29 protein-coding genes and 1 tRNA gene are annotated in these 26435 nt (G+C 71.5%); 10 read left to right on the plus strand and 20 right to left on the minus strand.

Annotated features, from left to right (window positions below; translation table 11 throughout):
- Positions 1-24: 24 nt before the first annotated feature.
- Both KLO01_RS17615 and KLO01_RS03475 read left to right on the plus strand, forming a co-directional pair.
- A complete protein-coding gene (locus KLO01_RS17615; protein WP_486328315.1) occupies positions 25-633 on the plus strand; it encodes a DUF2339 domain-containing protein in 609 nt (202 codons plus the stop codon).
- A 12-nt stretch (positions 634-645) separates the two neighbouring features.
- Positions 646-1293 carry an HD domain-containing protein gene (locus KLO01_RS03475; RefSeq protein WP_147062143.1) on the plus strand — a complete coding sequence of 216 codons (648 nt, stop codon included), beginning with the start codon at positions 646-648 and terminating at the stop codon, positions 1291-1293.
- A gap of 24 nt (positions 1294-1317) precedes the next feature.
- On the opposite strand, the gene KLO01_RS03480 is transcribed toward KLO01_RS03475, so the two are convergent.
- Complete coding sequence (locus tag KLO01_RS03480) at positions 1318-2052, minus strand: DUF4031 domain-containing protein (protein WP_147062144.1); 735 nt, start codon at positions 2050-2052, stop codon at positions 1318-1320.
- Positions 2053-2178: 126 nt separating this feature from the next.
- On the opposite strand from KLO01_RS03480, the gene KLO01_RS03485 reads away from it, so the two are divergent.
- Positions 2179-2469, plus strand: coding sequence for a WXG100 family type VII secretion target (locus KLO01_RS03485; RefSeq protein WP_147062145.1), 291 nt, complete (start codon positions 2179-2181; stop codon positions 2467-2469).
- A gap of 75 nt (positions 2470-2544) precedes the next feature.
- On the opposite strand, the gene KLO01_RS03490 is transcribed toward KLO01_RS03485, so the two are convergent.
- The 8 genes from KLO01_RS03490 to KLO01_RS03525 all read right to left on the minus strand — a co-directional run bounded on the left by KLO01_RS03490 (position 2545) and on the right by KLO01_RS03525 (position 10385).
- Positions 2545-5094, minus strand: coding sequence for an ABC transporter permease (locus tag KLO01_RS03490; protein ID WP_147062146.1), 2550 nt, complete (start codon positions 5092-5094; stop codon positions 2545-2547).
- 3 nt (positions 5095-5097) lie between these two features.
- On the minus strand, positions 5098-5880 hold the full coding sequence (locus KLO01_RS03495) for an ABC transporter ATP-binding protein (RefSeq protein WP_147062147.1): 783 nt from the start codon (positions 5878-5880) through the stop codon (positions 5098-5100).
- Between the two features lie 158 nt (positions 5881-6038).
- The gene (gene groL / locus KLO01_RS03500) at positions 6039-7664 is read right to left on the minus strand and encodes a chaperonin GroEL (RefSeq protein WP_147062148.1); all 1626 of its coding nucleotides are present in this window, start codon (positions 7662-7664) and stop codon (positions 6039-6041) included.
- A gap of 233 nt (positions 7665-7897) precedes the next feature.
- Positions 7898-8362: a hypothetical protein gene (locus KLO01_RS03505; RefSeq protein WP_147062149.1), complete on the minus strand. Its 465-nt coding sequence runs from the start codon at positions 8360-8362 to the stop codon at positions 7898-7900.
- A 3-nt stretch (positions 8363-8365) separates the two neighbouring features.
- Positions 8366-8665 (minus strand): DUF3263 domain-containing protein, encoded by a 300-nt coding sequence (locus KLO01_RS03510; RefSeq protein ID WP_246136032.1) that lies wholly within the window; start codon positions 8663-8665, stop codon positions 8366-8368.
- A gap of 104 nt (positions 8666-8769) precedes the next feature.
- Positions 8770-9447, minus strand: coding sequence for an HAD family hydrolase (locus tag KLO01_RS03515; RefSeq protein ID WP_147062151.1), 678 nt, complete (start codon positions 9445-9447; stop codon positions 8770-8772).
- Positions 9448-9480: 33 nt separating this feature from the next.
- Positions 9481-9975 (minus strand): SRPBCC family protein, encoded by a 495-nt coding sequence (locus KLO01_RS03520; protein WP_147062152.1) that lies wholly within the window; start codon positions 9973-9975, stop codon positions 9481-9483.
- 5 nt (positions 9976-9980) lie between these two features.
- Complete coding sequence (locus KLO01_RS03525; protein ID WP_147062153.1) at positions 9981-10385, minus strand: ArsR/SmtB family transcription factor; 405 nt, start codon at positions 10383-10385, stop codon at positions 9981-9983.
- 67 nt (positions 10386-10452) lie between these two features.
- Here KLO01_RS03525 and KLO01_RS03530 point away from each other — a divergent pair, with 67 nt between their 5' ends.
- From KLO01_RS03530 to KLO01_RS03540, 3 genes are read left to right on the plus strand one after another with little or no spacing between them, the layout of a single operon-like run.
- Complete coding sequence (locus KLO01_RS03530; protein ID WP_147062154.1) at positions 10453-11130, plus strand: uracil-DNA glycosylase; 678 nt, start codon at positions 10453-10455, stop codon at positions 11128-11130.
- Positions 11127-11951, plus strand: a complete 825-nt coding sequence (locus KLO01_RS03535) for an SGNH/GDSL hydrolase family protein (RefSeq protein ID WP_147062155.1) — start codon at positions 11127-11129, stop codon at positions 11949-11951. The genes KLO01_RS03530 and KLO01_RS03535 overlap by 4 nt, the downstream gene beginning before the upstream one ends.
- 42 nt (positions 11952-11993) lie before the next feature.
- Positions 11994-13154, plus strand: coding sequence for an acyl-CoA dehydrogenase family protein (locus KLO01_RS03540; protein WP_147062156.1), 1161 nt, complete (start codon positions 11994-11996; stop codon positions 13152-13154).
- 220 nt (positions 13155-13374) lie between these two features.
- Here KLO01_RS03540 and KLO01_RS03545 read toward each other — a convergent pair whose 3' ends face one another.
- Positions 13375-14718, minus strand: a complete 1344-nt coding sequence (locus KLO01_RS03545) for an MFS transporter (protein WP_147062157.1) — start codon at positions 14716-14718, stop codon at positions 13375-13377.
- 73 nt (positions 14719-14791) lie between these two features.
- Entirely contained in the window at positions 14792-15004 is a 213-nt protein-coding gene (locus KLO01_RS03550; protein WP_147062158.1) for a hypothetical protein, read from the minus strand.
- A gap of 119 nt (positions 15005-15123) precedes the next feature.
- Between KLO01_RS03550 and KLO01_RS03555 the strand changes: the two genes are divergently transcribed.
- Positions 15124-15196 (plus strand) — tRNA-Thr (locus KLO01_RS03555).
- A gap of 48 nt (positions 15197-15244) precedes the next feature.
- Here the strand turns inward: KLO01_RS03555 and KLO01_RS03560 are convergent.
- From KLO01_RS03560 to KLO01_RS17040, 3 genes are read right to left on the minus strand one after another with little or no spacing between them, the layout of a single operon-like run.
- A complete protein-coding gene (locus KLO01_RS03560) occupies positions 15245-15445 on the minus strand; it encodes a hypothetical protein (protein ID WP_147062159.1) in 201 nt (66 codons plus the stop codon).
- A 44-nt stretch (positions 15446-15489) separates the two neighbouring features.
- Complete coding sequence (locus KLO01_RS03565; protein ID WP_147062160.1) at positions 15490-16260, minus strand: sulfite exporter TauE/SafE family protein; 771 nt, start codon at positions 16258-16260, stop codon at positions 15490-15492.
- A gap of 6 nt (positions 16261-16266) precedes the next feature.
- Positions 16267-16914, minus strand: a complete 648-nt coding sequence (locus tag KLO01_RS17040; RefSeq protein WP_186827894.1) for a FadR/GntR family transcriptional regulator — start codon at positions 16912-16914, stop codon at positions 16267-16269.
- Between the two features lie 140 nt (positions 16915-17054).
- On the opposite strand from KLO01_RS17040, the gene KLO01_RS03575 reads away from it, so the two are divergent.
- From KLO01_RS03575 to KLO01_RS03585, 3 genes are read left to right on the plus strand one after another with little or no spacing between them, the layout of a single operon-like run.
- Positions 17055-18488: an SLC13 family permease gene (locus KLO01_RS03575; protein WP_147062161.1), complete on the plus strand. Its 1434-nt coding sequence runs from the start codon at positions 17055-17057 to the stop codon at positions 18486-18488.
- Positions 18479-19675 (plus strand): CaiB/BaiF CoA transferase family protein, encoded by a 1197-nt coding sequence (locus KLO01_RS03580; RefSeq protein WP_147062162.1) that lies wholly within the window; start codon positions 18479-18481, stop codon positions 19673-19675. Before KLO01_RS03575 ends, KLO01_RS03580 begins: the two co-directional genes overlap by 10 nt.
- Positions 19672-21186 (plus strand): carboxyl transferase domain-containing protein, encoded by a 1515-nt coding sequence (locus KLO01_RS03585; RefSeq protein WP_147062163.1) that lies wholly within the window; start codon positions 19672-19674, stop codon positions 21184-21186. Before KLO01_RS03580 ends, KLO01_RS03585 begins: the two co-directional genes overlap by 4 nt.
- Positions 21187-21196: 10 nt before the next feature.
- Here KLO01_RS03585 and KLO01_RS03590 read toward each other — a convergent pair whose 3' ends face one another.
- The 6 genes from KLO01_RS03590 to KLO01_RS03615 form a co-directional block, all read right to left on the minus strand.
- Positions 21197-22033, minus strand: coding sequence for a histidine kinase dimerization/phospho-acceptor domain-containing protein (locus KLO01_RS03590; protein ID WP_186827895.1), 837 nt, complete (start codon positions 22031-22033; stop codon positions 21197-21199).
- On the minus strand, positions 22026-22739 hold the full coding sequence (locus KLO01_RS03595) for a response regulator transcription factor (RefSeq protein ID WP_147062165.1): 714 nt from the start codon (positions 22737-22739) through the stop codon (positions 22026-22028). The genes KLO01_RS03590 and KLO01_RS03595 overlap by 8 nt, the downstream gene beginning before the upstream one ends.
- A 2-nt stretch (positions 22740-22741) precedes the next feature.
- Positions 22742-23131 (minus strand): hypothetical protein, encoded by a 390-nt coding sequence (locus tag KLO01_RS03600; RefSeq protein ID WP_147062166.1) that lies wholly within the window; start codon positions 23129-23131, stop codon positions 22742-22744.
- The gene (locus tag KLO01_RS03605) at positions 23131-24948 is read right to left on the minus strand and encodes an Ig-like domain-containing protein (RefSeq protein ID WP_147062167.1); all 1818 of its coding nucleotides are present in this window, start codon (positions 24946-24948) and stop codon (positions 23131-23133) included. Before KLO01_RS03605 ends, KLO01_RS03600 begins: the two co-directional genes overlap by 1 nt.
- Positions 24949-25031: 83 nt before the next feature.
- The gene (locus KLO01_RS03610; protein ID WP_147062168.1) at positions 25032-25598 is read right to left on the minus strand and encodes a signal peptidase I; all 567 of its coding nucleotides are present in this window, start codon (positions 25596-25598) and stop codon (positions 25032-25034) included.
- Positions 25599-25695: 97 nt separating this feature from the next.
- Positions 25696-26229, minus strand: coding sequence for a TasA family protein (locus KLO01_RS03615; RefSeq protein ID WP_147062169.1), 534 nt, complete (start codon positions 26227-26229; stop codon positions 25696-25698).
- Between the last annotated feature and the right edge of the window lie 206 nt (positions 26230-26435).

Genomic DNA, 26435 nt, shown 5'->3' on the forward strand with positions numbered 1-26435 from the left:
GCCCTCGGGTATGCCGCGGCCGCCGTGACGACGCGTTCTCGCGTCACGCTGTGGGTCGCGGCAGGGACCACCGTGGTGGCCTCGGTCGCCTACCTCACGCACCCCGCGGCCTACGTCGACCTCTGGTCGGCCCGGGACCACGACGCCGCGACGGCACTGCTCGACAGCGCCCTCGCCGGCGGGGTCGCCGCGCTCGGCGCCTGGGGTGTCGACGTCGTCCGGGGCATCCCGGCCCGCATCCGTCGTCTCACGAGGGTGGCCGCCCTCATCGCCGGTCTCGCCACGTCCGCCGTCGCCGTCATCTCCGTTGGCCTGCTCCTCGGTGAGGCGCTCGGGGCCACGTCCGCGGGCTTCCTCGCCGGACACGCCCTCGCCACGGTGATGTGGATGGTGACGTCGGCGTGGCTGCTGCTGCACGGCCTGCGCGCCGAGTCGCGCCGGGCCCTGTCGCTGCGGCTCGGGCTCGGGCTGGCGGCGGTGAGTGTCGCCAAGCTCTTCCTCTTCGACCTCGCGACCCTCGACGGGTTGTGGCGGGTCGTGGCGTTCATCGTCACGGGACTGCTCCTCCTCGCCAGCGGGACGGCATACGCGAGGGCCCTGGAGCGGACGCGGCTGCCGGAGGCGACCGCCTGACAGACTGCCCGCATGAAGCGGGACGAGCTGTGGGAGGAGGCTGCGCGAGTCGTCAGGGGTGACGTGCGCGGCCTCCTCTCCGTCCGTGAGGACCTCGAGCGGCGCTGGTCGCAGCCCCATCGCGGCTACCACGACCTGCGGCATCTCGACGAGGTCCTGCGTGCCCTCGCGGAGCTGCGGCCGTCGGCCATCGAGAACGACCGGGACTGGGCCGGCGCCGTCCTCGCGGCGTGGTTCCACGACGCGGTCTACGACGTCGAGACGCCTGCCGACAACGAACGGCTCAGCTCGCAGCTGGCGCGAACAGCCCTGTCCGGCAGCGGTGTCGACCGTCGGGTCGTCGACCTGACCTGCTCGCTGGTCGAGGCGTCGCAGACCCACGAGGTGAGCGAGACGACGGGGCCGCAGGCGGCGTTCCACGACGCCGACCTCTGGATCCTCGGCGCACCGACCGAGCGCTTCGACGGCTACTGCGACGACGTCCGGCGGGAGTACGCCTCCGTGCCGGACGACGCCTTCGCCACGGGGCGCAGCGCCATCCTCCGACCCTTCCTCGAGCGCGGGTCGGTCTATCGCACCGACCACGCCCGGCGCCGGTGGGAGGCGAGCGCCCGCGACAACCTCGGGCGCGAGCTCGACCGCCTCGCGCGACGGAGCTGAGGCCCCGCAGTCGGCTCAGGAGTGTCAGTGCCCCACGACCGCGTCGGCGCCGGGAGCGACGAGCGGCCACCAGTGGCGCTCCCCCAGCTCGGCCTGCTGCGCCTCCGGCGCGAACCACGTCCCGACGACGACGTCGGTGACCGGCACGGTGAAGAGCGCGAAGCACGCGAACGGCACCGGCCACGGGTAGCCCGCATCGGGGGCGCGCACGACGTTGCGCACGTAGCCGAGCAGCTGGGCGCCCACCGCCCGGGTCCCGAGGTCCTCGCAGAGCAGGTGCAGGGCCTCACGGGCCGTCTCGCCCACCGCCACCTCACGGCTCGGGAGGTCCAGTCCCCCTCCGTCCGCGCGGTCGCCGAGGAGCAGGCTTCGTCGCTCACGGACCACGGCGCGCACGACGACGGTGTTGGGTGGCGGGTCGTCCTGGCGTGAGGCGATGACGTCCGCCCGCCCGCCGGTCGGCAGCCACGGAGCATCGGGCGTGCTCATGACGACGCGTTCGTGCTTGCGCTTGGGGATGCGAAGTCCGCTGTGCTGCAGGCGCTTCAGCAGCTCACGCCCAGCGGTCGGCACGGCTCCCGCGGCCACGACAGCGTCGTAGCGCTCCTCCGGGACGTCGTAGTGGTCACCCTCGAACCCGCGACGGGGTATGCCGGCCCGCTCGGCGAAGGCGTGCAGCTCGTCGAACGAGGTGTCGCTCACGAGGTGCGACCAGAGCCGGCCGTGGGCCGGCCAGGCGGGAGGGTCGATGAGCAGCACCCCGCGATCGTATGCCGCTCGCGGCCCCGGGCCTGTGGACAACTCCACGGCCGATCACGCCGAACTCCCTACGGTCGAAGCCACAGACCGCACCAGCCGGTGCGGGTCCGACAGAGGGGACCAGACATGGCAACGCAGTTCCAGGTCGACACCGACCGCATCCAGGCGGCGTCCGGCGACATCGCGCGCATCTCCGGCGAGATCGAGGCCCAGGTCGCCCAGATGCTCGCCCGGCTCACCGCCCTCCAGGACGCGTGGAAGGGCGGGGCCGCCACCCAGTTCCACGGCGTCGTCACCCAGTGGCAGGGCACCCAGCGCCAGGTCCAGACCTCGCTCGACTCGATCGGGCGGGTGCTGGCCACCGCGGGCGCGCAGTACGCCGAGACCGAGGCCCAGAACATGCGCATGTTCACCTGACGGAGCCCCCGCGACGCCGGTGGCGGGCGCGACAACCCCTGAGGTCGCACCCGCCACCGGTCCGGTCACCCCGGGTCACTCGGTGGTGACCGCCCTGAGGATGTCGAGCTTCGAGGCCCGCCACCCGGGCCACCATGCCGCGAGGATCCCGACGAGGCCTGACAGGGCCACGAAGAGCACCAGCTGCGGCCACGGCACGGCGAGCACGTCGATGCCGTCGTCCGCGAGCGAACGCTGCAGCGCGACGCCGAAGGCCACTCCCAGCCCGATCCCGAGCGTGGCGCCGAGCAGGGCGATGACGATCGACTCCAGGCGCAGCATCCGCTTGAGCTGGCGCCGACTGAGGCCCACGGCCCGGAGCAGGCCGATCTCGCGGGTCCGCTCGATCACCGACAGCGCGAGGGTGTTGATGATCCCGAGGATGGCGATGATGACCGCCAGCCCGAGCAGCGCGTAGATGAGATAGAGCATCTGGTTGACCTGGGCCCGCTGCTCGTCGGCGAACTCGCCCTGGTCCTTGACGGTGACGACCGGCAGGTCGGCCAGAGCCTTGTCGAGGTCGCGCCCCACCTGAGCCGGCACGGTGCCCGGTTCACGGGAGACGAACACGAACGAGTCGGTCTTCGGGCCGTCCAGCGACTCCAGCGCCGGGAGGCTGAGGAGGTAGTCGGCCGACAGCAGGGCCGACTCGCCGTGGATGGCGGCGACCGTGAACGGCTTGGTCGTCCCACCGCGGGTGAGGTCGATCCGCGAACCCACCTCGAGCCTGTCCGTCGTGGCGCGCTCCTGCGAGATCGACACGGACGTCGCCGTGAGGTCGGCGAGGCGGCCGGTGACCATCGGGGTCGGGCCCAGGACACCGACGTGGCTCGGGTCGATCCCGATGACGCCCCTGTTCTCGCCCTTGGCCGAGGACTTGACGGCGTCCCAGCGGAACGCCGCGACCTCCTTGACGCCGGGGACGGCCGCGAGCTCCTTGGTCACCTCGGTGGAGAACGGCGTGCCGACGACGCTGGAGACGACGTAGTCGGCGACGAACTCCTTCTCGACCGCCTTGTCGATGCTCGCCTTCGCGCTGGCGCCGAACACCGCCATCATCGACACGAGGGTCACGCCGATCATGAGCGCGGACGCGGTGGCGCCGGTCCGGCGCGGGTTGCGCTGGGCGTTCTGCTGGGCCATGAGGCCGACGGCGCCGAACGTCCGTCGGTAGAGCCAGCCGATAGCGGCGATGACGGGGCGCCCGACGATCGGGCTGATGAGGGCCACACCCAGGACGATCCCGAGGATGCCGCCGCCCACCCAGTAGGTCGGCTTGGGGACGTCGGCGAACAGGCCGGCCCCGAGGAGGCCGACACCGGCGACGGTGAGGCCCGTGCCGACGATGGTCCGCCCGCGCATGCCGCTCTCGGCGAGGACGGCGTCGTCACGCATGGCCGCCACGGGCGGCACCTTGCCGGCCTTGCGGGCGGGCAGGTAGGCCGCCACGAGCGTGACGACGAGGCCGACGACGAGCGAGACGATGACGGTGCGCGGCGAGATGATGAGCGACTGGCCGCTGAGGTCGAGACCGAACTGGCCGAACAGCGTCCGGATGCCGATGGCGATGACGACGCCGAGACCGAGGCCGATGACCGACCCGACGAGCCCGATGACGCTGGCCTCGAAGAGCACCGACCGCGCCACCTGGCGCCGGGTCGAGCCGAGGGCCCGGAAGAGCGCGAGCTCACGGGAGCGCTGGGCCACGAGGATGCTGAACGTGTTGACGATGAGGAAGGACCCGACGACGAGCGCCACTCCGGCGAAGATCAGCAGGAACGTCGTGATGAACCCGAGCGCCTCCTGGATGTCCGAGGCTGCGGCCTTGGCCGCGGAGTCACCCGTGACGGCCTCGACCCCGGCCGGGAGCCTGGCGGCCACCGCGTCGCGCAGCTCCTGCTGGCTCGTGCCGTCGGCCGCGGTGACCCAGATGTCGGTGTAGACGTCCTTGCCGTCCATGAAGAGCGTGCGCGCCTCGGCGGTGTCGAAGATCGCCAGGCTGGCACCGGCCGTGCCGCCCTCCATCGTCGCGATCCCGACGAGCCTGGCGGTGATGCGCGGCTGCGTGCCCGAGCTCACGAGGTTGACCTTCTCGCCGACGAGGTAGCCGGCCTTGTCGGCGGTCTTCTCGTCGAGCACGACCTCGCCCGCGGCCGTGGGCCAGCGACCCACGTCGATGCTCAGCGGCTGCAGCCCCTTGGCCGCGGGCCCTTCGGTGTAGTTGGCGCCGATCCCGGGCGGGCCGAAGCCGCCGATGAGCTTGCCGTTCTTGCCGACGACGAAGGTGCCGAAGTTGGTGATGTTGCCGTCGGCGCGGGCAGCGCCCGGCGTGGAGGCGAGCTCCTTGACGAGGGAGCCCGGCACGGTGGCCGACGAGGGCTGCGACTCGAGGTCGACCTCACCCGAGACGGGCCGCACGACGACGTCGCCGACGGTGCTGTTCATGATCGAGTCGAAGCTGCGACCCAGGGTGTCGGTGAAGACGAAGGAACCGGCGACGAACGCCACTCCGAGGATGATCGCGAAGGCGCTCATGAACAGCCGCAGCTTGCGGGCCATGAGGCTCTTCCAGCTGGCACGCAGCATGGGTCAGCCCTGCACCTTCGCGTCGAGGCTCTTCATCGTCTCGAGGATCCGCTCGGGCGTGGGCTCGCGCAGCTCGGTGACGATCCGGCCGTCGGCGAGGAAGACCACGCGGTCCGTCCAGCTGGCAGCACCCGGGTCGTGCGTCACCATGACGATGGTCTGGCCGAAGTCGTCGACCGACCGGCGCAGGAAGCCGAGGACCTCGGCGCCCGACGTCGAGTCGAGGTTGCCGGTCGGCTCGTCGGCGAAGATGATCTCGGGCCGGCTCACGAGTGCGCGGGCGCAGGCCACGCGCTGCTGCTGGCCGCCGGAGAGCTCGCCGGGCCGGTGGCCGAGGCGGTCGCCGAGGCCGACGGTGGCGATGACGTGGTCGTACCACTGCGGGTCGGGCTTGCGGCCTGCGATCGAGAGCGGGAGCAGGATGTTCTCGGCCGCGTTGAGCGTCGGGATGAGGTTGAAGGACTGGAACACGAAGCCGATGTGGTCGCGCCGGACCTTGGTGAGGTCCTTCTCCTTGAGCGTGGTGAGCTCGGTGTCACCCAGGCGTACCGAACCCTGCGTCACCGAGTCGAGCCCGGCCGCGCAGTGCATGAGCGTGGACTTGCCCGAGCCCGACGGTCCCATGATGGCGGTGAACTCACCGGCGGCGATGTCGAGGCTGACGCCCTTGAGCGCGGTGACGGCGGTGTCGCCGGACCCGTAGGTCTTGACGAGGTCGGTGACGCGGGCAGCCACCTTGGGCGTTGCCGTCGTGTCGCGGCGCTCCTGGGCGAGGTCAGTGGTCATGCGGTCAACGGTAGGACCGTGGCCGGCATACCGGCAGGGGGTTCCTCCCCGAGGCGACCCTGAGAGAACCCTGACAGGACAGGGGACGCGAGAGGGCGGCCTCCCCGTGGGGAGACCGCCCTCGTGCCGGCGTGTGCCGGTGAGTCCTGATCAGGAGATCAGAAGCCCATGCCACCCATCTCGTCGCCGCCCGGCATGGCCGGGGCCGACTTCTCGGGCTTGTCGGCGATGACGGCCTCGGTCGTGAGGAACAGCGCGGCGATCGACGCGGCGTTCTGCAGCGCGGAGCGCGTCACCTTGGCCGGGTCGATGATGCCGGCCTTGATGAGGTCGACGTACTCGCCGGTGGCGGCGTTGAGGCCCCATCCGGACTCGAGGTTCGACACCTTCTCGGTCACGACGCCACCCTCGAGACCGCCGTTGATGGCGATCTGCTTGAGCGGGGCGCTGATCGCGACGCGGACGATGTTGGCGCCGGTCGCCTCGTCACCCTCGAGCTGGAGCTTCTCGAAGGCAGCCTTGCCGGCCTGGAGCAGGGCGACGCCACCACCGGCGACGATCCCCTCCTCGACGGCAGCCTTGGCGTTGCGCACGGCGTCCTCGATGCGGTGCTTGCGCTCCTTGAGCTCGACCTCGGTGGCCGCGCCCGCCTTGATGACGGCGACGCCGCCGGCGAGCTTGGCGAGGCGCTCCTGGAGCTTCTCGCGGTCGTAGTCGGAGTCCGACTTCTCGATCTCGGCGCGGATCTGGTTGACGCGACCCTGGATCTGGTCGGCGTCGCCCGAGCCCTCGACGATGGTCGTCTCGTCCTTGGTGACGACGACCTTGCGGGCCTTGCCGAGCAGGTCGAGCTCGGCGGTGTCGAGCTTGAGCCCGACCTCCTCGGAGATGACCTGGCCACCGGTGAGGATGGCGATGTCGGCCAGCATGGCCTTGCGGCGGTCGCCGAAGCCGGGAGCCTTGACGGCGACCGACTTGAACGTGCCACGGATCTTGTTGACGACGAGCGTCGACAGGGCCTCGCCCTCGACGTCCTCGGCGATGATGAGCAGCGGCTTGCCGGACTGCATGACCTTCTCGAGGAGGGGCAGCAGGTCCTTGATCGAGCCGATCTTGGAGTTGACGACGAGCACGTAGGGGTCGTCGAGGACGGTCTCCATGCGCTCGGCGTCGGTGACGAAGTAGTGGCTGATGTAGCCCTTGTCGAAGCGCATGCCCTCGGTGAGCTCGAGCTCGAGGCCGAAGGTGTTGCTCTCCTCGACGGTGATGACGCCTTCCTTGCCGACCTTGTCCATGGCCTCGGCGATCATCTCGCCGATCTGGGGGTCAGCAGCGGAGATCGAGGCCGTGGCAGCGATCTGCTCCTTGGTCTCGACGTCCTTGGCGTTGGCGAGCAGCTCGTCCGAGACGGCCGCGACGGCCTTCTCGATGCCGCGCTTGAGCGCCATCGGGTTGGCACCGGCGGCAACGTTGCGCAGGCCCTCCTTGACGAGTGCCTGGGCGAGGACGGTCGCCGTCGTCGTGCCGTCACCGGCGACGTCGTCGGTCTTCTTGGCGACCTCCTTGACCAGCTCGGCGCCGATCTTCTCGTAGGGGTCGTCGAGCTCGATCTCCTTGGCGATGGACACACCGTCGTTGGTGATCGTGGGGGCTCCCCACTTCTTCTCCAGCACGACGTTGCGGCCCTTGGGGCCCAGGGTGACCTTGACGGCGTCGGCGAGGATGTTCATTCCTCGCTCGAGACCGCGGCGAGCCTCTTCATCAAAAGCGATGATCTTGGCCATTCGAGTGGTTCCTCCCACACGACGAAGGTGTCGGCCAGGTGGTGCCCGCGACGGACGAGCCGAGCCCGCGCACCTCATGTCTGCGCACGTGCCGACCCTCACCGGACTGGCCAGGTTCTGTCACTCTCATGCCGAGAGTGCTAACCCATTATTGGCACTCGCGGGTGGAGAGTGCAAACGACTCGGTGTGCCGTCCGCCTGCCTCGCGGACCCGTCACCTCCCGCAGGGCGGCTCAGAGGGTCGGGGCGTGACCCTCGAAGGTGGCGCGCATGGCCCCGTCGGCCTGCGAGGCCACCGGGTCGTCGAGGTCGGCGACGAACACCGCGACGAGCGAGCGGGCCGGGTTTGACCCGGCGTCGGCGAGCACCTCGCGCCACGCGGCGAGGTTGGGGTGGTCGAGCGACGTGCAGGCCTCGGCGGGTGCGAGCGACTCGACGGCGGCGGCCAGCTGGGCGGTGGTGAGGTCGAGGGTCGCAGTGGACCCGTCGTGACCCAGGATGGTCGCGAGCACGACCGCGGGAAGCTCGTGCCGGCCGCCGGGGACGTTCACGTGGGCGAAGCCCCACTCGGCCGAGCTCGACGCAGAGCTCAGCCCAACAGCATGCGCGACGGGAGGGCGCCAGCCCTCGACCTGTGCGGCGAGGTGGTCCTTGATGGCCGCGAGGCCCTCGGGCGTGCTCCAGTCGAGCTCGCTCACGGGTCAGCCCTGCGGCTGGAGACCGAGGCGGCGGGCCGAGCGCGCGCGCTGGCGGGTGGCGCGCTGGCGGCGCAGGCGCTTGACGAGCATCGGGTCGTGGGCGAGCGCGACCGGGCTGTCGATGAGGGCGTTGAGCACCTGGTAGTAGCGCGTGGGGCTCATGTCGAAGAGCTCTTTGATCGCCGACTCCTTGGACCCGGCGTACTTCCACCACTGCCGCTCGAAGTCGATGATCCGGCGGTCACGATCGGTCAGCCCGTCGACCTCGGGCGTTGCGGACTGCTCTTCGTGCACGGCGTTCACGGTTCGACCCTTCATGATGCGGCGGCTGCGACTGCCACCCTATCGGTCGAATGACACGGCTGTCATTAGGGTCGGCGTGTCCGCTGGACAGATCTCGGGGTGGGCTACTCACGCGTCTCACGAGTCACACGTGCCCCGTCGAGCAGGTATGCCGTGAGCTCGTCGACGGTGTCGACGACCATCTCCGGGCGGGTCGCCTCGAGGGCCTCGCGCTCACCGGCGCCCCACGTCACGGCGACGCCCGGCATGCCGGCGGCGCGGGCGGCGAGGATGTCGACGGTGGCGTCACCGACGTAGACCGCCGTGGTGGGGTCGATGCCGACGGCGCGCGAGGCGGCGAGCAGCGGCTCGGCGTCGGGCTTGTGCCGCGTCGTGTCCTCGAGCGCCCCCACGACCTCGATGAGGTGGTCGATCCCGACACCGGCCAGGGCCAGTCGGGCCGTCTCGCGGCGCTTGCTCGTGACGACGTGGACCCTCGCCCCCGCCGAGGTGAGGCTCTCGAGCATCTCGGGCACGCCGGCATACCGCTGGATGAGGCGCTCGGTGTTGGCGAGGTTCCACTCGCGGTAGGTCCGGTCCAGGTCGTGACCGCGCTCGGGGTCCTCCTCGAGGAGGGCGGCGAGCAGCGGGCGGCCGATCCAGGACCTGGCCCGGACCTCGTCGATCTCCTCCCCGCGCACCTCGCGGAAGGCGTGCTGATAGCTCGCCACGATGAGCGGGATGGTGTTGGCGAGGGTGCCGTCGAGGTCGAAGAAGATCGTCTGCCAGCGCGGTGAGGTCACGCGCGCCATCATCCCCGACCCGGGGCGAGGGGATCAGGCGGCGTCGGCCACGAGTGCCTCGTCGAGCTGGCCGACGGCCTGGGTCAGCCCCTCGGCCATCCCCATGTCGAGCACCTTCTGCAGGTCCTGCGCCGAGCCGTAGACCGTGGTCGAGGACACCCGGGTGCCGCCCTCGTGCTCGCTGAAGTCGACGACCGTGTCACCCAGCGGCATGTCCTCGGCGGGGTTGCCCTCGGCGTCGGCGAAGCCGTCGACGTAGGCGAGCCGGCTCGTGGGCTCGACCGAGCGCACGTCCCAGTAGCCGCCGAACTTCTGGCCCTCCGGCGAGGTCATGTAGTAGGTGACGCGGCCGCCGGGGCGCAGGTCGTGATCGGTGACGGTGAGCGGGTAGCCGGGCGGACCGAACCAGCGCTCGAGCTGGCGCGGGTCGGTCCAGAACTCCCAGATGCGGCTCACGGGCGCCGGGAAGTCGCACGTGACGACGATCGAGCGGTCGTCGCTGTTGGTCGTGATGTCGGTGACGGGCATGGGAACTACTCCTTCTCCTGGGTGGGGTGGTGCGTGTCGGTCGTGTCGATCGTGTGGTGCGCGTCGTTCGTGGCGTCGGCGAGGCCGGCGAGCAGGTCGTCGATCCGCGCGATGCGCCCGCGCCACACCGACTCGAGCTCGGTGAGCATCGAGGCGACCGAGCGCAGGGCCTCGACCTCCCCGCTGGCGAGCGCCTCGCGCCCGCTACGGCGCTTGCTCACCAGACCGGCCCGCTCGAGCACCGCGACGTGCTTCTGCACGGCCGCGAAGCTCATGTCGTAGCCGCGGGCCAGGGTCGAGACCGAGTGCTCGCCCGCGAGGACGCGACGCAGGATGTCGCGCCGGGTCCTGTCGGCGAGAGCGTGGAACAGGGCGTCGGCCCTGTCCTCCTGCTCCTCGGTCGTGGTCATGACGACAACATACAACCGAACGGTTGTATGTTGTCAAGGGTCTTGGACTGCGAGCTAGGTTGAGGTGATGACCACCCGCCCCCTCGCCGAGCTCGTGCACCCGTCGTGGGCACAGGTGCTCGCGCCCGTCGAGCCGACCCTCACCGAGCTCGGGGAGTACCTCCGGGCCGAGGTCGCCGCCGGGCACGGCTACCTGCCGGCAGGGGCCCACGTCCTGCGTGCCTTCGAGCAGCCCCTCGCCGACGTCCGGGTGCTCGTCGTCGGGCAGGACCCCTACCCGACGCCCGGCCACCCCATCGGCCTGAGCTTCGCCGTCGCGCCCGACGTCCGGCCGGTCCCGCGCAGCCTGGCCAACATCTACACCGAGCTCCAGAGCGACCTCGGTGTCCCCGCGCCGACCTCCGGTGACCTCACCCCGTGGGCCGAGCGCGGGGTGCTGCTCCTCAACCGGGTCCTCACCGTCCGGCCCGGCGCCTCGGCGAGCCACCGCGGCAAGGGCTGGGAGCAGGTCACCGACTGCGCGATCGACGCGCTCGTCGCCCGCGGCGGCCCGCTCGTCGCCCTCCTCTGGGGCAGGGACGCACGATCGCTGCGGAGCCGGCTCGACGGCATACCGTGTGTCGAGAGCCCCCATCCCTCTCCGCTGTCGGCGCACTCCGGGTTCTTTGGGTCGCGACCGTTCAGCCGCGTCAACACCCTGCTCGAACAGCAGGGCGCCACACCGCTCGACTGGAGTCTGCCGTGAACCCCGTCCCACCCAGGGCCAACCGCGTCTGGAGCAGCTACGTCGCCATCGGCGACTCGTTCACCGAGGGCATGTCCGACCCGGACCCCGAGAACGCCAACGCCTACATCGGCTGGGCCGACCGGCTCGCCGAGTCGCTGCACGACCTCGCCGAGGTCGAGCACCTGCCCTTCGCGTACGCCAACCTCGCCGTCCGCGGGCGGCTGCTCGACGACGTCGTCGGACCGCAGCTCGACCGGGCGATGGAGATGTCGCCCGACCTCGTCTCGCTCGTCGGTGGTGGCAACGACCTCCTGCGACCCAACGCCGACACCAACCAGCTCATGGAGACGCTCGAGGCGGCGGTGGTCCGGTTGCGGCAGAACGGTTCCGACGTCCTGCTCGCCACGCCTGTCGACCCGCAGGAGGCCGGCCTGCTCAAGCCGCTGCGCGGGCGTCACGCCGTCCATGCCGCCAACATCTTCACGCTGGCCCAGCGCCACGGCTGCTACGTCCTCAACCTCTGGGGCATGCCCGCGCTGCGCGACTGGCGGCTGTGGGCGGACGACCGCATCCACCTCACCACCGAGGGCCACCGTCGGGTCGCCCTCGCCGCGCTGGCCTCGCTCGGTCACGCGACCGACGAGGACGACTGGCGCACACCGCTGCCCGCCGGCGACGCGACGACCCGCCGCCAAGAGCTCGCGGCCCACGCGGCGTGGGCGCGCGAGCACCTCGCGCCGTGGGTGCAGCGCCGGATGAAGGGCCAGTCCAGCGGGGACCACCTCGACCCCAAGCGACCCGAGCTCTCGCCGATGCGTCCCTTCGTCGACGGGCCCTGAGGCCCGTCCGGACCCGCTGCGGCTGGCGTTACAGTCGCGGGTATGCCGGTGACCCGCCTCATGCCCACCTCCGACGGTGACGACCTCATCGCCCTGACCCGCGAGATCTGCTCCAAGGAGCTGCGCCCGCGCGTCGACGACGCCGAAAGGGCCGCGGCCGAGGGCGAGTCGTTCCCGACCGAGGTGTTCCGCACGCTCGGGCAGGCGGGACTGCTGTCGCTCCCCCACCCCGAGGAGTTCGGTGGCGGAGGCCAGCCCTACGAGGTCTACCTCCAGGTCGTCGAGGAGATCGCCTCGGCGTGGATGAGCGTGGCGGTCGGGGTGTCCGTGCACTCGCTCACGGCCTACCCCGTGACGACCTTCGGGACCGACGAGCAGCGCGCGGCGCTGCTGCCCGGGATGCTCTCCGGCGACCAGCTCGGCGCCTACTGCCTGTCCGAACCCCTGGCCGGGTCCGACGTCGGCTCGATGACGACGCGCGCGAACCGCGATGGTGACGGGACGGCATACGCGATCAAGGGCCGCAAGGCCTGGATCAGCCACGCGGGCCACGCCGACTACTACACGACGTTCGCACGCACCTCGGACGACGCAGGGCGCGGCATCTCGTGCTTCATCGTCCCGGCGGGTTCGGACGCGATGACGTTCGGTGCGCCGGAGAAGAAGATGGGGCTGCACTGCGACACGGTGCGCGAGGTGATCTTCGACGGCGTGCCCGTCGACGGCGCCAACCGCATCGGCGACGAGGGGCAGGGCATGGCCATCGCGCTGTCCGCTCTCGACGCCGGACGGCTCGGGATCGCATCCGCCGCAACGGGACTCGCGCAGTCCGCGCTCGACGTCGCCGCCGCCTACGCGAAGGAGCGGCAGCAGTTCGGGCGCGCGATCGCGTCGAACCAGGGACTCGCGTTCCTCGTCGCCGACATGGAGGCTGCGGTCTCCGGGGCCCGGGCGGCCTACCTGTATGCCGCGCGCCTCAAGGACGCCGGCCGCCCCTTCTCGAAGGAGGCCGCGGTCGCCAAGCTGCTCGCCACCGACGCCGCCATGAAGGTGACGACCGACGCCATCCAGGTCCTCGGCGGGGCGGGCTACACCGCCGACTTCCCGGTCGAGCGGATGTTCCGCGAGGCCAAGGTGACCCAGATCTTCGAGGGCACCAACCAGATCCAGCGGCTCGTCATCAGTCGGCACGTCCTGCGCTGACGGCCCGCCCGCGGCCCTCGTCCGGTCGAGGTAGCACGACACGCCGTGCGGAGACCCGCGCTGCGGCGTGTCCTGCTGTCTCGACCCCGCCGCCCGGCCCCGTCTCCCCCGGAGAACGTCAGACCGGGCCGTCTCATACACGGCCCGGTCACCTCTTTATAGGTGTCGCAACCGGCCCGGCCGGTGACCGACACGCGTCCGCCCGGCAAACGCCGCGGGATCAGTCGGGGTCGCGCGAGATGCCCGGCAGCAGGGTCTCGCCGGAGCGCAGGGCGTCGAGCGCTCCCGGGTGCTCGTCGACGAACTCGAGCCCCTTGTAGCGGTAGCGCCAGATCTGGAACGCGCCGAGGCCCCACAGGAGGAACTGCACCGACATCGCGACCTTGAAGTCGGTGAGGGTGTAGCTGCCGGGCCCCTCCGGAGCACGGGCGTCGAGGATGAGGCCGACGAGCGCCATCGTCACGAGCGAGGCGAAGAAGCCGCCGATGTTGATGACGCCGCTCGCGCGCCCGAGCCGGTCGGAGGGGTGGAAGCTGCGGGCGAGGTCGAAGCCGACCATCGAGCCCGGGCCACCGCAGCCGGTGACGCAGACGAGCAGGACGAGGAGCGGCAGCGGCGCACGACCTGGCCACAGCAGGACGAGCGCCCAGGTGGCCGCGATCGCCGCGACGATGGTGAGCACGATCTGCGAGCGCCGGTAGGGCAGCCGTCCGGTGAGGTGCCCGACGACCGGCCCGGCCACCATCGCCGACAGGGTGAGCGTGATGAGCAGGGCGCCGGCGGTCGAGGCGCTGAGCCCCTGCCCCTGCACGAGGAACGGGTAGCCCCAGAGCATCGTGAAGACCGTGGCGCCGAACTGGCCGGTGAAGTGGATCCACATCCCGAGCCGCGTCCCGGGGTTGCCCCACACCTCTGCGAGCGTGCGGGCGAGCGCGCGCACCTTGATCTTCTCGACGGCCATCCCCGTGTAGGGCGAGTCCTTGACGACGAGGAACAGCCCGACCGAGAGCAGGGCGCCGACGCCTGCCGAGATGCCGAACGACCGCTCCCACCCGAACCGGGTCAGCGCGGCCGCGAGCGGTGTCGCGGCGGCGACCGCACCCAGCTGCCCGACCATGCCGCTCACCTGGGTGATGACCGGCGCCTGCTTGACCCGGAACCAGAGCGCGACGAGGCGCAGCATGCTGGTGAAGATCATTGCGTCGCCCATGCCGAGCAGCACGCGCGCGGCGAGCCCGACCCCGAAGCTGCCGGCGAACGCGAACCACAGCTGGCCGACCGAGATGAGCGCGAGCCCGACGAGCAGGAGCCGGCGCGAGCCGAAGCGGTCCAGGAGCACGCCCACGGGGATCTGCATGCCGGCATACACGACGAGCTGGACCACCGTGAACGTCGCGAGCTGCGACGCAGTGATGTGGAAGCGTTCTGCCGCAACGAGACCGGCGACACCGAGCGACGTGCGGTGGAAGACGGCGACGACGTAGACCGACAGCGCGACGGCCCAGATGACCCACGCGCGACGACGACCGATGTCGTGGATCTGTCGTCGGAGGGGTCGCGTCACCGCTTGATTCTAGGGACGACGCGGGTATGCCGGCCGCCCCCGTCCACGACGCGGCTGCGCCTTCCCGGTCAGCTCACCGCACGAGGAGGCGAGGGCGCCACGTCGCCGCGACGGAGTTGGCACCGAGGCTGCGCGAGAGCGTGTCGTGGGACCCGGCGTGCAGGGCCTCGACGGCCCTGCACGCCGGGATGACGCCGGGCCGGACGTCGGCCTCCGCCAGTCCCTGTCTGCCGGTCACCGTCACGGTCGGCTGCTCCTCGAGGTCGAGGAGCCTCATCAGCGTCATGCCCTCACCCTGTCGGTGGCCGGTCGTGCTCGGCAGGGACGATCGTCCCGGACCGTGGCACCGGCTCGCGGCGGGTAAAGTTCGGGTCGCCGTCGGGGGCGCACTGCTCGCCGACGCGCGCTGGCGTGGCGCAATCGGTAGCGCACCTGTCTTGTAAACAGGTGGTTAGGGGTTCAAGTCCCCTCGCCAGCTCTCCCGCACGACCCTCGCCGCGACGCCCCGGACGACGGGCCTGTTGCGTCAGTCGGGGGTCTGCGTCGACTCTCGCCGCGTCGCCTCGGGCTGCTCGGTGCGCTCCTGCGACTCGGCGAGGATGACGCGAGCCTGCTCCTCGGGGTCGTCGCTGTCGACGGCCCGCTCCTCCGGCAGCAGCTCGGCGCGGCTGCCCACGTTGGCGTCGTCGTCGCGGTCCTCGGAGGCATCGGCGGGTTCTTGGCTCATCTCCGGAACCGTACTCGCGTCACCGCGCCCGGAGTGGCCGGCGGTCAGCGCACCCAGAAGAGCACGGCCGCAGTGACGCCGGCTGCGACGACGAGCCCGCGCAGGAGCGCCTCGGGCATGACCCGGCCGATCCGGGCACCGACGTAGCCACCCACGACCGAGCCCGCGGCGAGCACCACGACGGCCCGCCAGTCGACGGGTGCGATCGCGACGAACACGACGGTCGCGACGACGTTGGACACCATGACCGCGAACGTCTTGAGGGCGTTGAGCGTCCGGAACTCGAGCGAGGTCCCGAGGCCGAGGACGGCGAGCATCATCACGCCGGACCCCGCCCCGAAGTAGCCGCCGTAGACGCCGGTCACCGTGGCCAGGACCCGGGTGAGGACCGGCATGCGCGAGGGGTCCTGGTCGTGGTGCCCGTCGGGGTGGCGGCGGCGCACCCACGCCTTGAGCGTGGGCTGGATCCCGACGAGGAGGCAGGTGGCGAGGATGAGCCACGGCACGACCACCTCGAAGACCGAGCCCGGCAGGCCCAGGAGCAGGGCGGACCCCGCGACGGCGCCGACGGCAGACGTCACGAGGACGATCCCCGTGACGCGCGGGAACTCGCGCAGCTCCTCCCGGTAGCCGAAGGAGCCACTGAGCCCGGCGGGAGTCATGCCGATGGTGTTCGACGTGTTGGCCGTCACCGGCGGCAGCCCGACGGCGACGAGCACGGGGAAGCTCAGGAGCGAGGCGACGCCCACGGTCGAGGTGAGGATGCCGGCCCCGAGTCCGGCCGCGAGCACGGCGACGACGTCAGCGGCCGACACGGGGCCTCACGCGTCGACGACGTCGAGGACGTCCCGGACCGCTGCCGGCACCGCGTCGGCACCTCCGCGGCGCACGGCCTCGGCGAGCGCGGCGACGTCGTCGGGGTGACCCTCCACGGCTCCGAGCTGCTGCATCCGCACGGCGAGCGAGGCGTCGAGCCTGGCCAGCAGAGAGCCCTCGTCGACGAGGCGCAGGACGCACGACCACACGTCGCCCAGCGTCCGCCGGCTGCCGTCGTCGGCGAGCAGTGCGGAGCGCAAGGCGGTGTCGGGGTGGGAGGCCGCCTCGAGCGCGAGCTGCGTCATCGTCGCCAGCCGCGTGACACGCAGCTCGTGCAGGGGGACCTCGTCGAGGGCCGGGAGGACCACCGTCCCGCTCGGGTCCCGGACGACGGCGCCGTCACCGTGACGGACCTCGAGGCGCCCGCGCACCTCGAGGGCGACGAGGGCACGGCTCAGCGTGGCGCGGCTGACGCCGAGGTCCTTGGCGAGACGTCGCTCGGGCGGCAGGCGGTCACCCGGCGCGAGCCCCTGGGCCTCGATGAAGTCCGCGATGTGGTCGGCGAGCTGTTCGTAGAGCCGCGGCCTCGCGAGCGGCTTCGGCCCCCCGGCCGACCCGCCCTGACCTGCGTTCTCGACGTGGCTGGACGTCATCGGTTCGACGCTCGTCACCGTCTCTCCCCCGTTCGCGGCCCAGTGGTCATGGGCTCAATCTATTGACAGATGGTCCGTTGGCCAAGAGGCTAGGCCACTGAACCACGGCCAACCGGGCCGCGACGAGCAAAGGAGCTCGCATGCACGACGTCATCGCCCTGGGGGTCCTCGCCCTCGTCTTCCTCGTCGCGACGGTGCGGTCCATCAACATGGGCGCCCTCGCACTCGTGTCGGCGGCCGTCGTGGGCGTCACCGTCTTCGGTGTCGGCCCGGACGAGGTCGTCGGCGGCTTCCCCGCCTCGCTGTTCGTCATCCTCGTCGGCGTCACCTACCTCTTCGCCCTGGCCAAGAACAACGGCACGGTCGACTGGATGGTCCACGCCAGCGTGCGTGCCGTGCGCGGCCGTGTCGCCCTCGTCCCGTGGGCGATGTTCGGCATCTGCGCGGTCATCGCCGGCATCGGTGCGGCCACCCCTGCGACGGTCGCCATCGTGGCCCCGGTCGGCATGGGCTTCGCAGCGCGCTACCGGATCAGCCCCGTCCTCATGGGCATGGCCATCACGCTCGGCGCCACCGGTGGGTCGTTCTCGCCGATCGGCATCTTCGGAGCCATCACCAACGGCGTGGTCTCCGACAACGACCTCCCCGCCAACCCCGCCCTGCTCTTCGGGCTGTCGCTCGTGTCGTGCTTCGTCATCACGCTGCTCGCCTTCGTGCTCTTCGGCGGTCGCGAGCTCATGAGCCGCGGTCGTGACACCGAGGCGGAGGACGAGCTCGCGAGCACCGCCGTCGCGGCGAGCCGCACCGCCACGCGTGCGACCGTCACCGGGACCCCGGAGTCGGCCGTCGAGCGCGCCCGCACCGGCGGCGCCTCCGCCGACACCACCGCCTCGTCGACGTCCCCGGCCCCCACCTCGGCCTCCTCCGGCGTCACCGCCCGCGACGCCGAGGCCGCACCCGCCGACGACGACTCCCGCCTCAACCCCGAGCGCACCCTGACCCTCGTCGGTCTGGCATTCCTCGCCGTCTCGGCGCTCCTGCTCAAGTTCGACGTCGGCTTCACCGCCCTCGGCGTCGCCGTCGTGCTCACCCTCGTCTTCCCGAACTCGGCCAAGGGCGCCGTCGACAAGATCGCCTGGGGCACCGTGCTCCTCGTCGGCGGCATCGTCACCTACGTCAGCCTCCTGCAGGACCAGGGCACCGTCGAGTGGCTCGGCGAGCAGGTCGCCGGAGTCGGCGCACCGCTCCTCGCGGCACTGCTCATCTGCCTCATCGGGGCCACCGTGTCGGCCTTCGCCTCGACCACCGGCATCCTCGGCGCACTCATCCCCCTCGCCGTCCCGTTCCTGCTCACCGGGCAGGTCGGGGCCATCGGGCTCGTCATCGCGCTCGCCATCTCCTCGTCCGTGGTCGACATCAGCCCGTTCTCGACCAACGGCGCGCTCTGCGTCGCCAACGCCGAGGCCCGCGACCGCGACTCCGTCTTCCGCCAGCTCATGCGCTGGGGCATGAGCCTCGTCGTCGTCGCCCCGCTCGTGACGTGGACCGTCCTCGTCGTCCCGGGATGGCTGTGAGCGCCGGGCCGCTGAGCGGCACCGTCGTCGTCGACCTCAGCCGCGCCCTCGCGGGTCCGCACGCCGGCCAGATGTTCGGTGACCTCGGGGCCCGGGTCATCAAGGTCGAGGCACCCGGCCACGGCGACGACACCCGCGGCTGGGGCCCGCCCTTCGTCAACGATGCGGGCCGCGCCTCCGGGTCGGCCGACGGGGTGTCGACCTACTTCCTCTCGTGCAACCGCAACAAGGAGTCGATCGCCCTCGACCTCAAGTCGGACACGGGCAGCGAGGTGCTCACCGCGCTGCTCGAGCGGGCCGACGTCCTCGTCGAGAACTTCCGGACCGGGGTGCTCGACCGGCTCGGCTTCTCGGCCGAGCGCCTGCTCGAGATCAACCCGCGTCTCGTCGTCCTGAGCATCACCGGGTTCGGGCACGACGGACCCGAGGGCGGTCGCGCCGGCTACGACCAGATCGCCCAGGGCGAGGCGGGTCTCATGTCGCTCACTGGCTCCTCCCCCGAGGACCCCCAGCGGGTCGGGGTGCCGATCGCCGACCTCCTCGCCGGCATGTGGGGGGCCTACGGCGTCCTCGCCGCCCTGCTCGAGCGCGAGCGCACGGGTCGCGGCCAGGTCGTGCGCACCTCGCTGCTCGCCGGGGTCGTCGGCATCCACGCCTTCCAGGGCACCCGTCAGACTGTCGCCCACGAGACCGGCCGGGCGCAGGGCAACCACCACCCGTCGATCGCGCCCTACGGCCTCTTCCGCTGCCGGGACGGCGCAGTGCAGATCGCGGTCGGCAGCGAGGGCCTGTGGCGACGCTTCTGCGACAGCTTCGGGCTCGACGCGCAGGCCCCCGGCCTGGCGAGCAACCCCGAGCGGGTGTCACGCCGGGACGACGTCATCGCGCTCGTCGAGGAGGCCTTCGCCCCCTACGACGCCGAGGACCTGCTCGCGCGACTGGCGCAGGCCGGCATACCGGCTGGCAAGGTCCGCACCCTCGACGAGGTCTACGCGTGGGACCAGGTGAGGTCCCAGGGACTGCTCGTCGACGTCGACCACGACGCGCTCGGACCGGTCACCCTCCCCGGCCCACCGCTGCGGTTCTTCGACGGCGACGGCGCCGAGACCACCCGGACCGAGCACACCGCTCCCCCGGTCCTCGACGCCGACAAGGCCTCGGTCCTCGCGTGGCTGGACCAGTCGTGAGCACGACGCGCCTCGGGGCCCACGACCTGCTCGCCCTCGTCCTCGACACCGGGTCGTACTCGTCGTGGGACGAGGAGCCCGTCGACGTCCGTCCCGGACCGGAGTATGCCGTCGCGCTGGCCTCCGCACGCGAGAAGTCGGGTGTCGACGAGGCCATCATCACGGGCGAGGGCCTGCTGCGCGGTCGGCGCGTCGCCGTCGTCGCGGGTGAGTTCGCGTTCCTCGCGGGCAGCATCGGCGTCGCCGCCTCCGACCGGCTCACCCGCGCCGTCCGGCGAGCGACCGCCGAGGGGCTGCCCCTCCTGGCCGCGCCCGTGAGCGGCGGCACCCGTATGCAGGAGGGCACCGTCGCCTTCCTCCAGATGGTGCGGATCACGGCGGCCGTGACGGCGCACAAGGCCGCCGGCCTCCCCTACCTCGTCTACCTGCGCCACCCCACGACCGGAGGCGTCCTCGCCTCCTGGGGCTCGCTCGGGCACGTCACCGTGGCCGAGCCCGGAGCCCTCATCGGGTTCCTCGGACCCCGCGTCTACGAGGCGCTCCACGGCCGCCCCTTCCCCGAGGGCGTGCAGCGTGCCGAGAACCTCTTCGCCCACGGCATCGTCGACGCCGTCCTCGAACCCGAGCGTGTCGCGGACGTCCTCGACCGCGCGCTCACCGTCCTCACTGCCTCCCGGACCCCGGCCGTCCCGAGCCTGCCCACCGACCTCGACTCCCTCGTCGAGAACGCGCCGGCCTGGGACTCCGTGGTGACGTCGCGACGCAAGGAGCGACCCGGCATACGCCGGCTTCTGCGCTATGCGGCCCGAGATGTGGTGCCGCTCAACGGAACTGGGGCCGGTGAGTCCGACCCCGGGCTCCTGTTGGCGCTCGCCCGGTTCGGCGAGGTCCCGTGCGTCGTCCTCGGCCAGGACCGCCGCGGCCAGACCGAGACCCGACCCATGGGTCCGGCGGCCCTGCGTGAGGCCCAGCGCGGCATGCGCCTCGCCCGCGAGCTGCACCTGCCGCTCGTCGCCGTCATCGACACCCCGGGCGCGGCCCTGTCGCAGGAGGCCGAGGAGGGCGGCATGGCCGGTGAGATCGCCCGCTGCCTCGCCGAGCTCGTCGAGCTCCGGGCGCCGACGCTGTCCGTGCTGCTCGGACCCGGCACCGGGGGCGGCGCCCTCGCGCTCGTCCCCGCCGACCGCACCGTCGCGGCAGAGCACGGGTGGCTCTCACCCCTGCCGCCCGAGGGTGCCTCGGCGATCGTCCACCGCGACGTGAGCCACGCCCCCGAGATGGCCCAGGCGCAGGGCGTGAGGTCCACCGACCTCCTCCGGGCCGGTCTCGTCGACCGGGTCGTGCCCGAGCTGCCCGACGCCACGGTGGAGCCCGAGGCCTTCTGCCGGCGACTGGGCGCGGTGCTGCAGCACGAGCTCGCGACGCTGCTCGCCACCCCGGACGACGAGAGGCACGCAGCCCGGCTCGAGCGGTTCGCCGCGCTCGGGCAGGTGGCCGAGCCGGCGATCTAGGGCCTCGCGGTCAGGCGCCGAAGTCGTTGTTGGCGCGGCGCTGGTCCCGTGCGGTGTCGAGGTACTGCGTCACCGCGGCGCTGAGCCGCTTGAGCTCGGGGATGTAGCCACGCAGCTCGTCGGCGACCTCCGGCGGCGTCTGCGGCCACATCGCGAGGTCCTCGAGCTCGAGCCGCAGCGCCGCGATGGGCGTGCGCAGCTCGTGGGAGGCGTTGACCGCGAGCGACCGCTCACGCTCGACGAGCTCGTCGAGCCGCCCCGCGCCGCGTCGCAGCGCGTCACCGATGGCCTCGGCCTCGGGGACCGCGTAGTGCGGCACCTCGACGTCGAACCTGCCCTGACCGATGTCGTCGGCCACCGTGGCCAGCTCGGCGAAGGGCCTCGACAGGCGCCGGGCGAGCACCGAGCCGACGAGCGCGGCGGCGATGAGCAGCGCGAGCGCCAGCAGCACCATCGGCAGCACGGCGTCCGAGACGCCCTCCTCGACGACGTCACCCGACCGCCACAGGGTGACCCGGCCGCCGCCGGGGACCTCGCGGCTCACCGAGATGTCGTCGGGTGACGGGCGCTGCGCCGCGGTGCCCGCACGGGTCACGGTGCCGCCGGGAGCGACGTACTCGATGCTCTCCGCCGAGTCGAGCAATGGCGCGAGGGACGCCTCCGTGACGGCTCCCCTGCTCGATGCCCGCTCGCCGATGACGACCGCGATGAGGTCCGCGGACCGCTCCGCCTTGCTCTGCTCGTTGACGTGGACGAGGTCCGCGACGGCGTACGCGCGAGGGATGCCGGACAGCGCGAGGACCGCGACCGTGAGGCCGACGAAGAGGGCGATGAGTCGCTCACGCATCGGGGACGTCCTCGAGACGGAAGCCCACACCGCGCACGGTCGTGATCCGCGCCGGCGCGTGGGACTCCTCGAGCTTCTGGCGCAGTCGCCCGATGGTCGCATCGAGGGTCTTGGTCGAGCCGTACCAGTTCTCGTCCCAGATGTCGTTGATGAGCTGCTCGCGGCTGATGACGGCGCCACGCTTGGAGTCGAGCAGCGCGAGGACGTCGAACTCCTTCGACGTCACCTGGACCTCGGTGTCGCCGGCCCAGAGCCGACGCGCCTCGACGTCCACGCGGAACCCGCTCGGGGGGCTGACCGGCTCGAGCGGTGCCATGGGCTGGGGGGTGGGCTGGGGGCCGATCCCGTTGCGGCGGAAGAGCGCCCGGACCCGGGCCAGCAGCACCGACAATCCAAAGGGCTTGGCGAGGTAGTCGTCGGCGCCGACGTCGAGACCCACGACGAGGTCGAGCTCGCCGTCACGGGCGGTGAGGATGATGATGCCGCCGCGGTAGCCGCTGTCGCGGATCGTGCGGCAGACGTCGAGCCCGTCGACGTCCGGGAGCCCCAGGTCGAGCAGGACGAGGTCGACGGCGGTGTCGCGCACGCGCTCGATGGCGACGAGCCCCTCGGCCACGCGCTCGACGGTGTAGCCCTCGCGCTCAAGCGTGCGCACGAGCGGAGCTGCGATCTTGTCGTCGTCCTCGACGACCAGCACGTGCGCCATGGTCACTGAGCATAGATGCGGGTCGAGAAGGCTCGCGCGCCGCGGTGGTGCGCCGCCCTGTCCAGCAGGACGAGCGTGGCGAGGCTGGCCACGACCACGAGCAGGCCGCGGGGCGAGACGCCGGCGGCCGACGAGCCGGGAGGTCCGAGCACCATCTCGACGAGGGCGAGCACCCCGCTCACCGCCGCGAGGATCACGGCGGTGAGGCGCGCCTCGAACCGCTGGCCGCGCAGGAGGCCGACGACGGAGTACGCGGCGGCGAGCGCCCCGATCGCGCCGGTCACGGCGACGGCAGGGTTCGATCCCTGGTGCGCGAGCCCCAGCAGGAGGAGCCCGAGGGCGGCGGTGCAGGCGGCTGCGCCGACCGAGCACCGGGTGATGTGGCAGGCCATCAGAACTCCACGTCCATGGCGCCGGACTCGGTGACGGGCGCCGTCGAGCAGGCCCTGCCGTTGAGGTCGGTGACCGTGCCGGAGGGGTTCCACACCATCGCTCCCGGCTGGGTCACGGTGTTGAGAAGGCCGCCGCCTCCGGAGGTCCTGGCGCCCAGGACCACCGTGATCGTCGTGCGGGCGACGCCGCCCACCGTGGTGGTGCTCGCGGTCATGGTGCCGTCGAACTTCACCGGGTTCTTGGTGTAGCTCTGGATGAGATCGACCGACCCGAGGTTGACCGACCCTCCGCTGCGCGAGATGGTCAGGCTCCTCCCGGTGACGTCCACGGAGACGGTCTGGTTGGCCCCGGTCCAGCCGCTCGTCACCGAGGCGAGGTTGAGCTGTGCGTTCCAGGTGAAGGTCATGCGGTCACCGGTCTCCAGCAGACCGGCCGTGGACCCGCCGTTGATGGCCTGGACGTCGACGCCGCGGAGCGGGTCGTTCTCCACGCGGGAGCCGGTGACGACGGCCGAGGTCGTCGTCGGGCCCGTGGCAGGGGTGAGGATCGCGCGGAAGTCGTAGGCGCCGTCGGCGACCTTGGTCGTGTCCCAGGGGCAGGCGTAGGGCGACGTGGTGTCGGTGCAGACGTCGGTCCAGGTGGAGCTGCCGGTGGTGGCGTACTGGATCCGCACGGAGGTGATGGGCGCGGTGGAGGTCGCGTTGGCCGCGAGGGAGACCGTGCCGGCGAGCACTGCACCGGGGTCCACCATCGACACCGAGGAGACGGTGTTGTCGACGACGCGGTTCGTCACCGACGCCGAGGTCGTGACGTTGCCGGCGACGTCGCGGGCCACGGCACGGAAGCTGTAGGTCCCGTCGGCCAGGGTCGCGGTGTCGAACGAGCACGAGTAGGGCGTGGCGGTGCGGGTGCACAGGACCTGCCACGTCGAGGACCCGGAGAGGGCATACTGGAGCGCCACCTGGTCGATGCCGGAGTGGGCGTCGGAGGCCGTGGCGGCGAAGGTCCGTATGCCGCGCAGCGGAGTCCCGGGGTCGGTCATCGTCACGGTGGGGCCGAGGTTGTCCACGGTGACGTTGGGGACGACGGCCGACGTGAAGGTGGAGCTCCCGGTCGTCGCGACCGCCCGCAGGTCGTAGGTGCCGTTGGCTGCACCGGTCGTCGTCCACGAGCACGAGTAGGGCGAGGAGAGGTTCGAGCAGAGCGGCGTCCAGGTGTTGGCGCCGGCGACGGATGACTGGATCTGCACGGTGTAGGTGAGGCCACCGGAGTTCTGGATGCTGGCCGAGAGCGGGACGGCGCCACGGACGAAGGATCCCGGTGACGCGAGCACCACGGCCGTCGTGTTCGCGACGCTCGTGCGGACCGAGGTCGACGTCGTGGAGTAGCCGGCGCGGTCGACCGCTCGGGCGCGGACGTCGTAGGTGCCGTCGGGGACCGAGGTGGTGTTCCAGGCACACGAGTACGGCGCCGTGGCGGTGGTGCACACCGTGGTCCAGCTGCCGGCGCCGGCCGCCCGCTGCTCGATCGTCACGTCGCGCACGCCGCTGTCGGCGTCGGAGGCGTTCGCCGTCAGGGTCACCGTGCCGACCACGGGGGTGGGGGGCGCGACCATGGTCACGACGGGCGGGGTCCAGTCCGAGGCGGCCTTGATGGTGACCGTGCTGGCGGTGGTTGTCGTGAAGGCGGCCGAGGAGAAGGTGGGGCCACTGAGACCGATCGCCGCCGCGAGCGCGAGGACGACGAGGGCGGCGGCGCGGCGGTCGAACACGGCTGCTCCCTCGTCGGTCGGTCGGGTGGAGAAGGTCTGGCGCACGCGTGCCGCGTGCTCAGGAGAAACGCTACGGAAGAGCGCTCCACGGGATGTCCACAGAACCTCCCCGGGCGGTCCCCGGTGTGCTACGTGGTGCGCGCGACTTCGCCGCGGCGGGACGACATCGACGAGCCGACGTTCTTGACGAGCTCGACCAGGGCCATGAGCGCGATGAGCGCGGCGGGCACCCCAATGACGAGGATCCGGGTCTGGCGGTCGGCGAGCGCGATGAACAGGTAGCCCACCTTCGGCACCGAGAACTGGACGACCGGCTGCTCGGTCGAGACGAGCGAGAACGTCCACGGGTCCACCGCGGGGTTCGCGTCACCCTTGGTGCGCAGGCGCGAGGCGCCGCGGTCGTCGGTGCCGAGCTCCACGATGCGGTGCGTCACGAGGTTCGGGACGCCGCTCGCGGCCGGCGGGAGGTAGGTGATGACGTCCCCCACCTGCAGGTCCTCGACCGGCACCCGCTTCTCGAAGGCGATCGAGCCCTTGGAGATCGACCCGGTCATCGAGCCGCCGGTGATGACGTAGCGCTCGTAGCCGAAGGCGGACGGAAGCAGGTATGCCGTGCAGGCGAGCGTGACGACGATGAGGACGACGTTCGTGAGGATGGTCGCGAGACGTGACGTCGTCGTGGCGAGACGCTGCATGGTGGGCTCCTACCGTGTCCGAGTGGCTGTCCTGACTCCGGCTCGCCACCGGGGTGGCGAGCCGTGACGGGGGCGCCGTGGCGACGCCCCCGTGGCGTCACTGGTTGGTGACGGTCGCGGCCTGCTGGACCGAGCTCCACTTGTAGGTGGCCGACGCGGTCTTGTCCTGCTCGGTGTTCGTGGCGTTCTGGTCCAGCGTGACGGTGAAGACGTAGGTGTTCGCGGCGGCCGGCGCGACCGTGCCGAGGTCGGTCTTGTCGCCGTCGACCAGGGCGCCGAAGGTGCCGTCGAAGACGGTGGTGTTGGTCGTGGTGTTCTTGATCGCGAGCTTGAGGTTGGCGCCCGAGAAGGTGTTGGACGACGCGACCTCGGTCAGCGAGAACGTCGCGGGGAGGGAGCCGGTGTTGGTGATGGTGACCGACCCGTTGACCGTGTCACCCGGCTTGAGGTTGTCGAGACCGAAGATCTGGGCGCCGTTCTTGGAGTTGCTCTGGAGCAGCGTGCCCGAGGTGACGGTGCTGATGGTGTTGTTCGACTCGGAACTGAAGGTCGCACCCGACCCGACGGCCAGCGCACCGGCGGCGAGGAGAACGGTGAGGGGGACGAGGACCTTCTTGGCGGCGATGCTCATGACTTCTGCTCCTGGCTGGTGGTGATCCGGCGAGTCCGGTGTGGGATACCAAGAACGTTAGAGATTCAACTTCCACGGCTCTTCCACACGGGTTACCCGTGAGTTCCACAAATTGGCCCCGGAGGCGGAACTTCGCCACATCTCACCCTCACGGTGCAATTTCCACAGCACAGTGCCCACTGGCCGTAAATTCCACACATTCGGCG

The sequence above is a fragment of the Knoellia locipacati genome (genome assembly GCF_007992835.1).
Lineage (GTDB): Bacteria > Actinomycetota > Actinomycetes > Actinomycetales > Dermatophilaceae > Knoellia > Knoellia locipacati.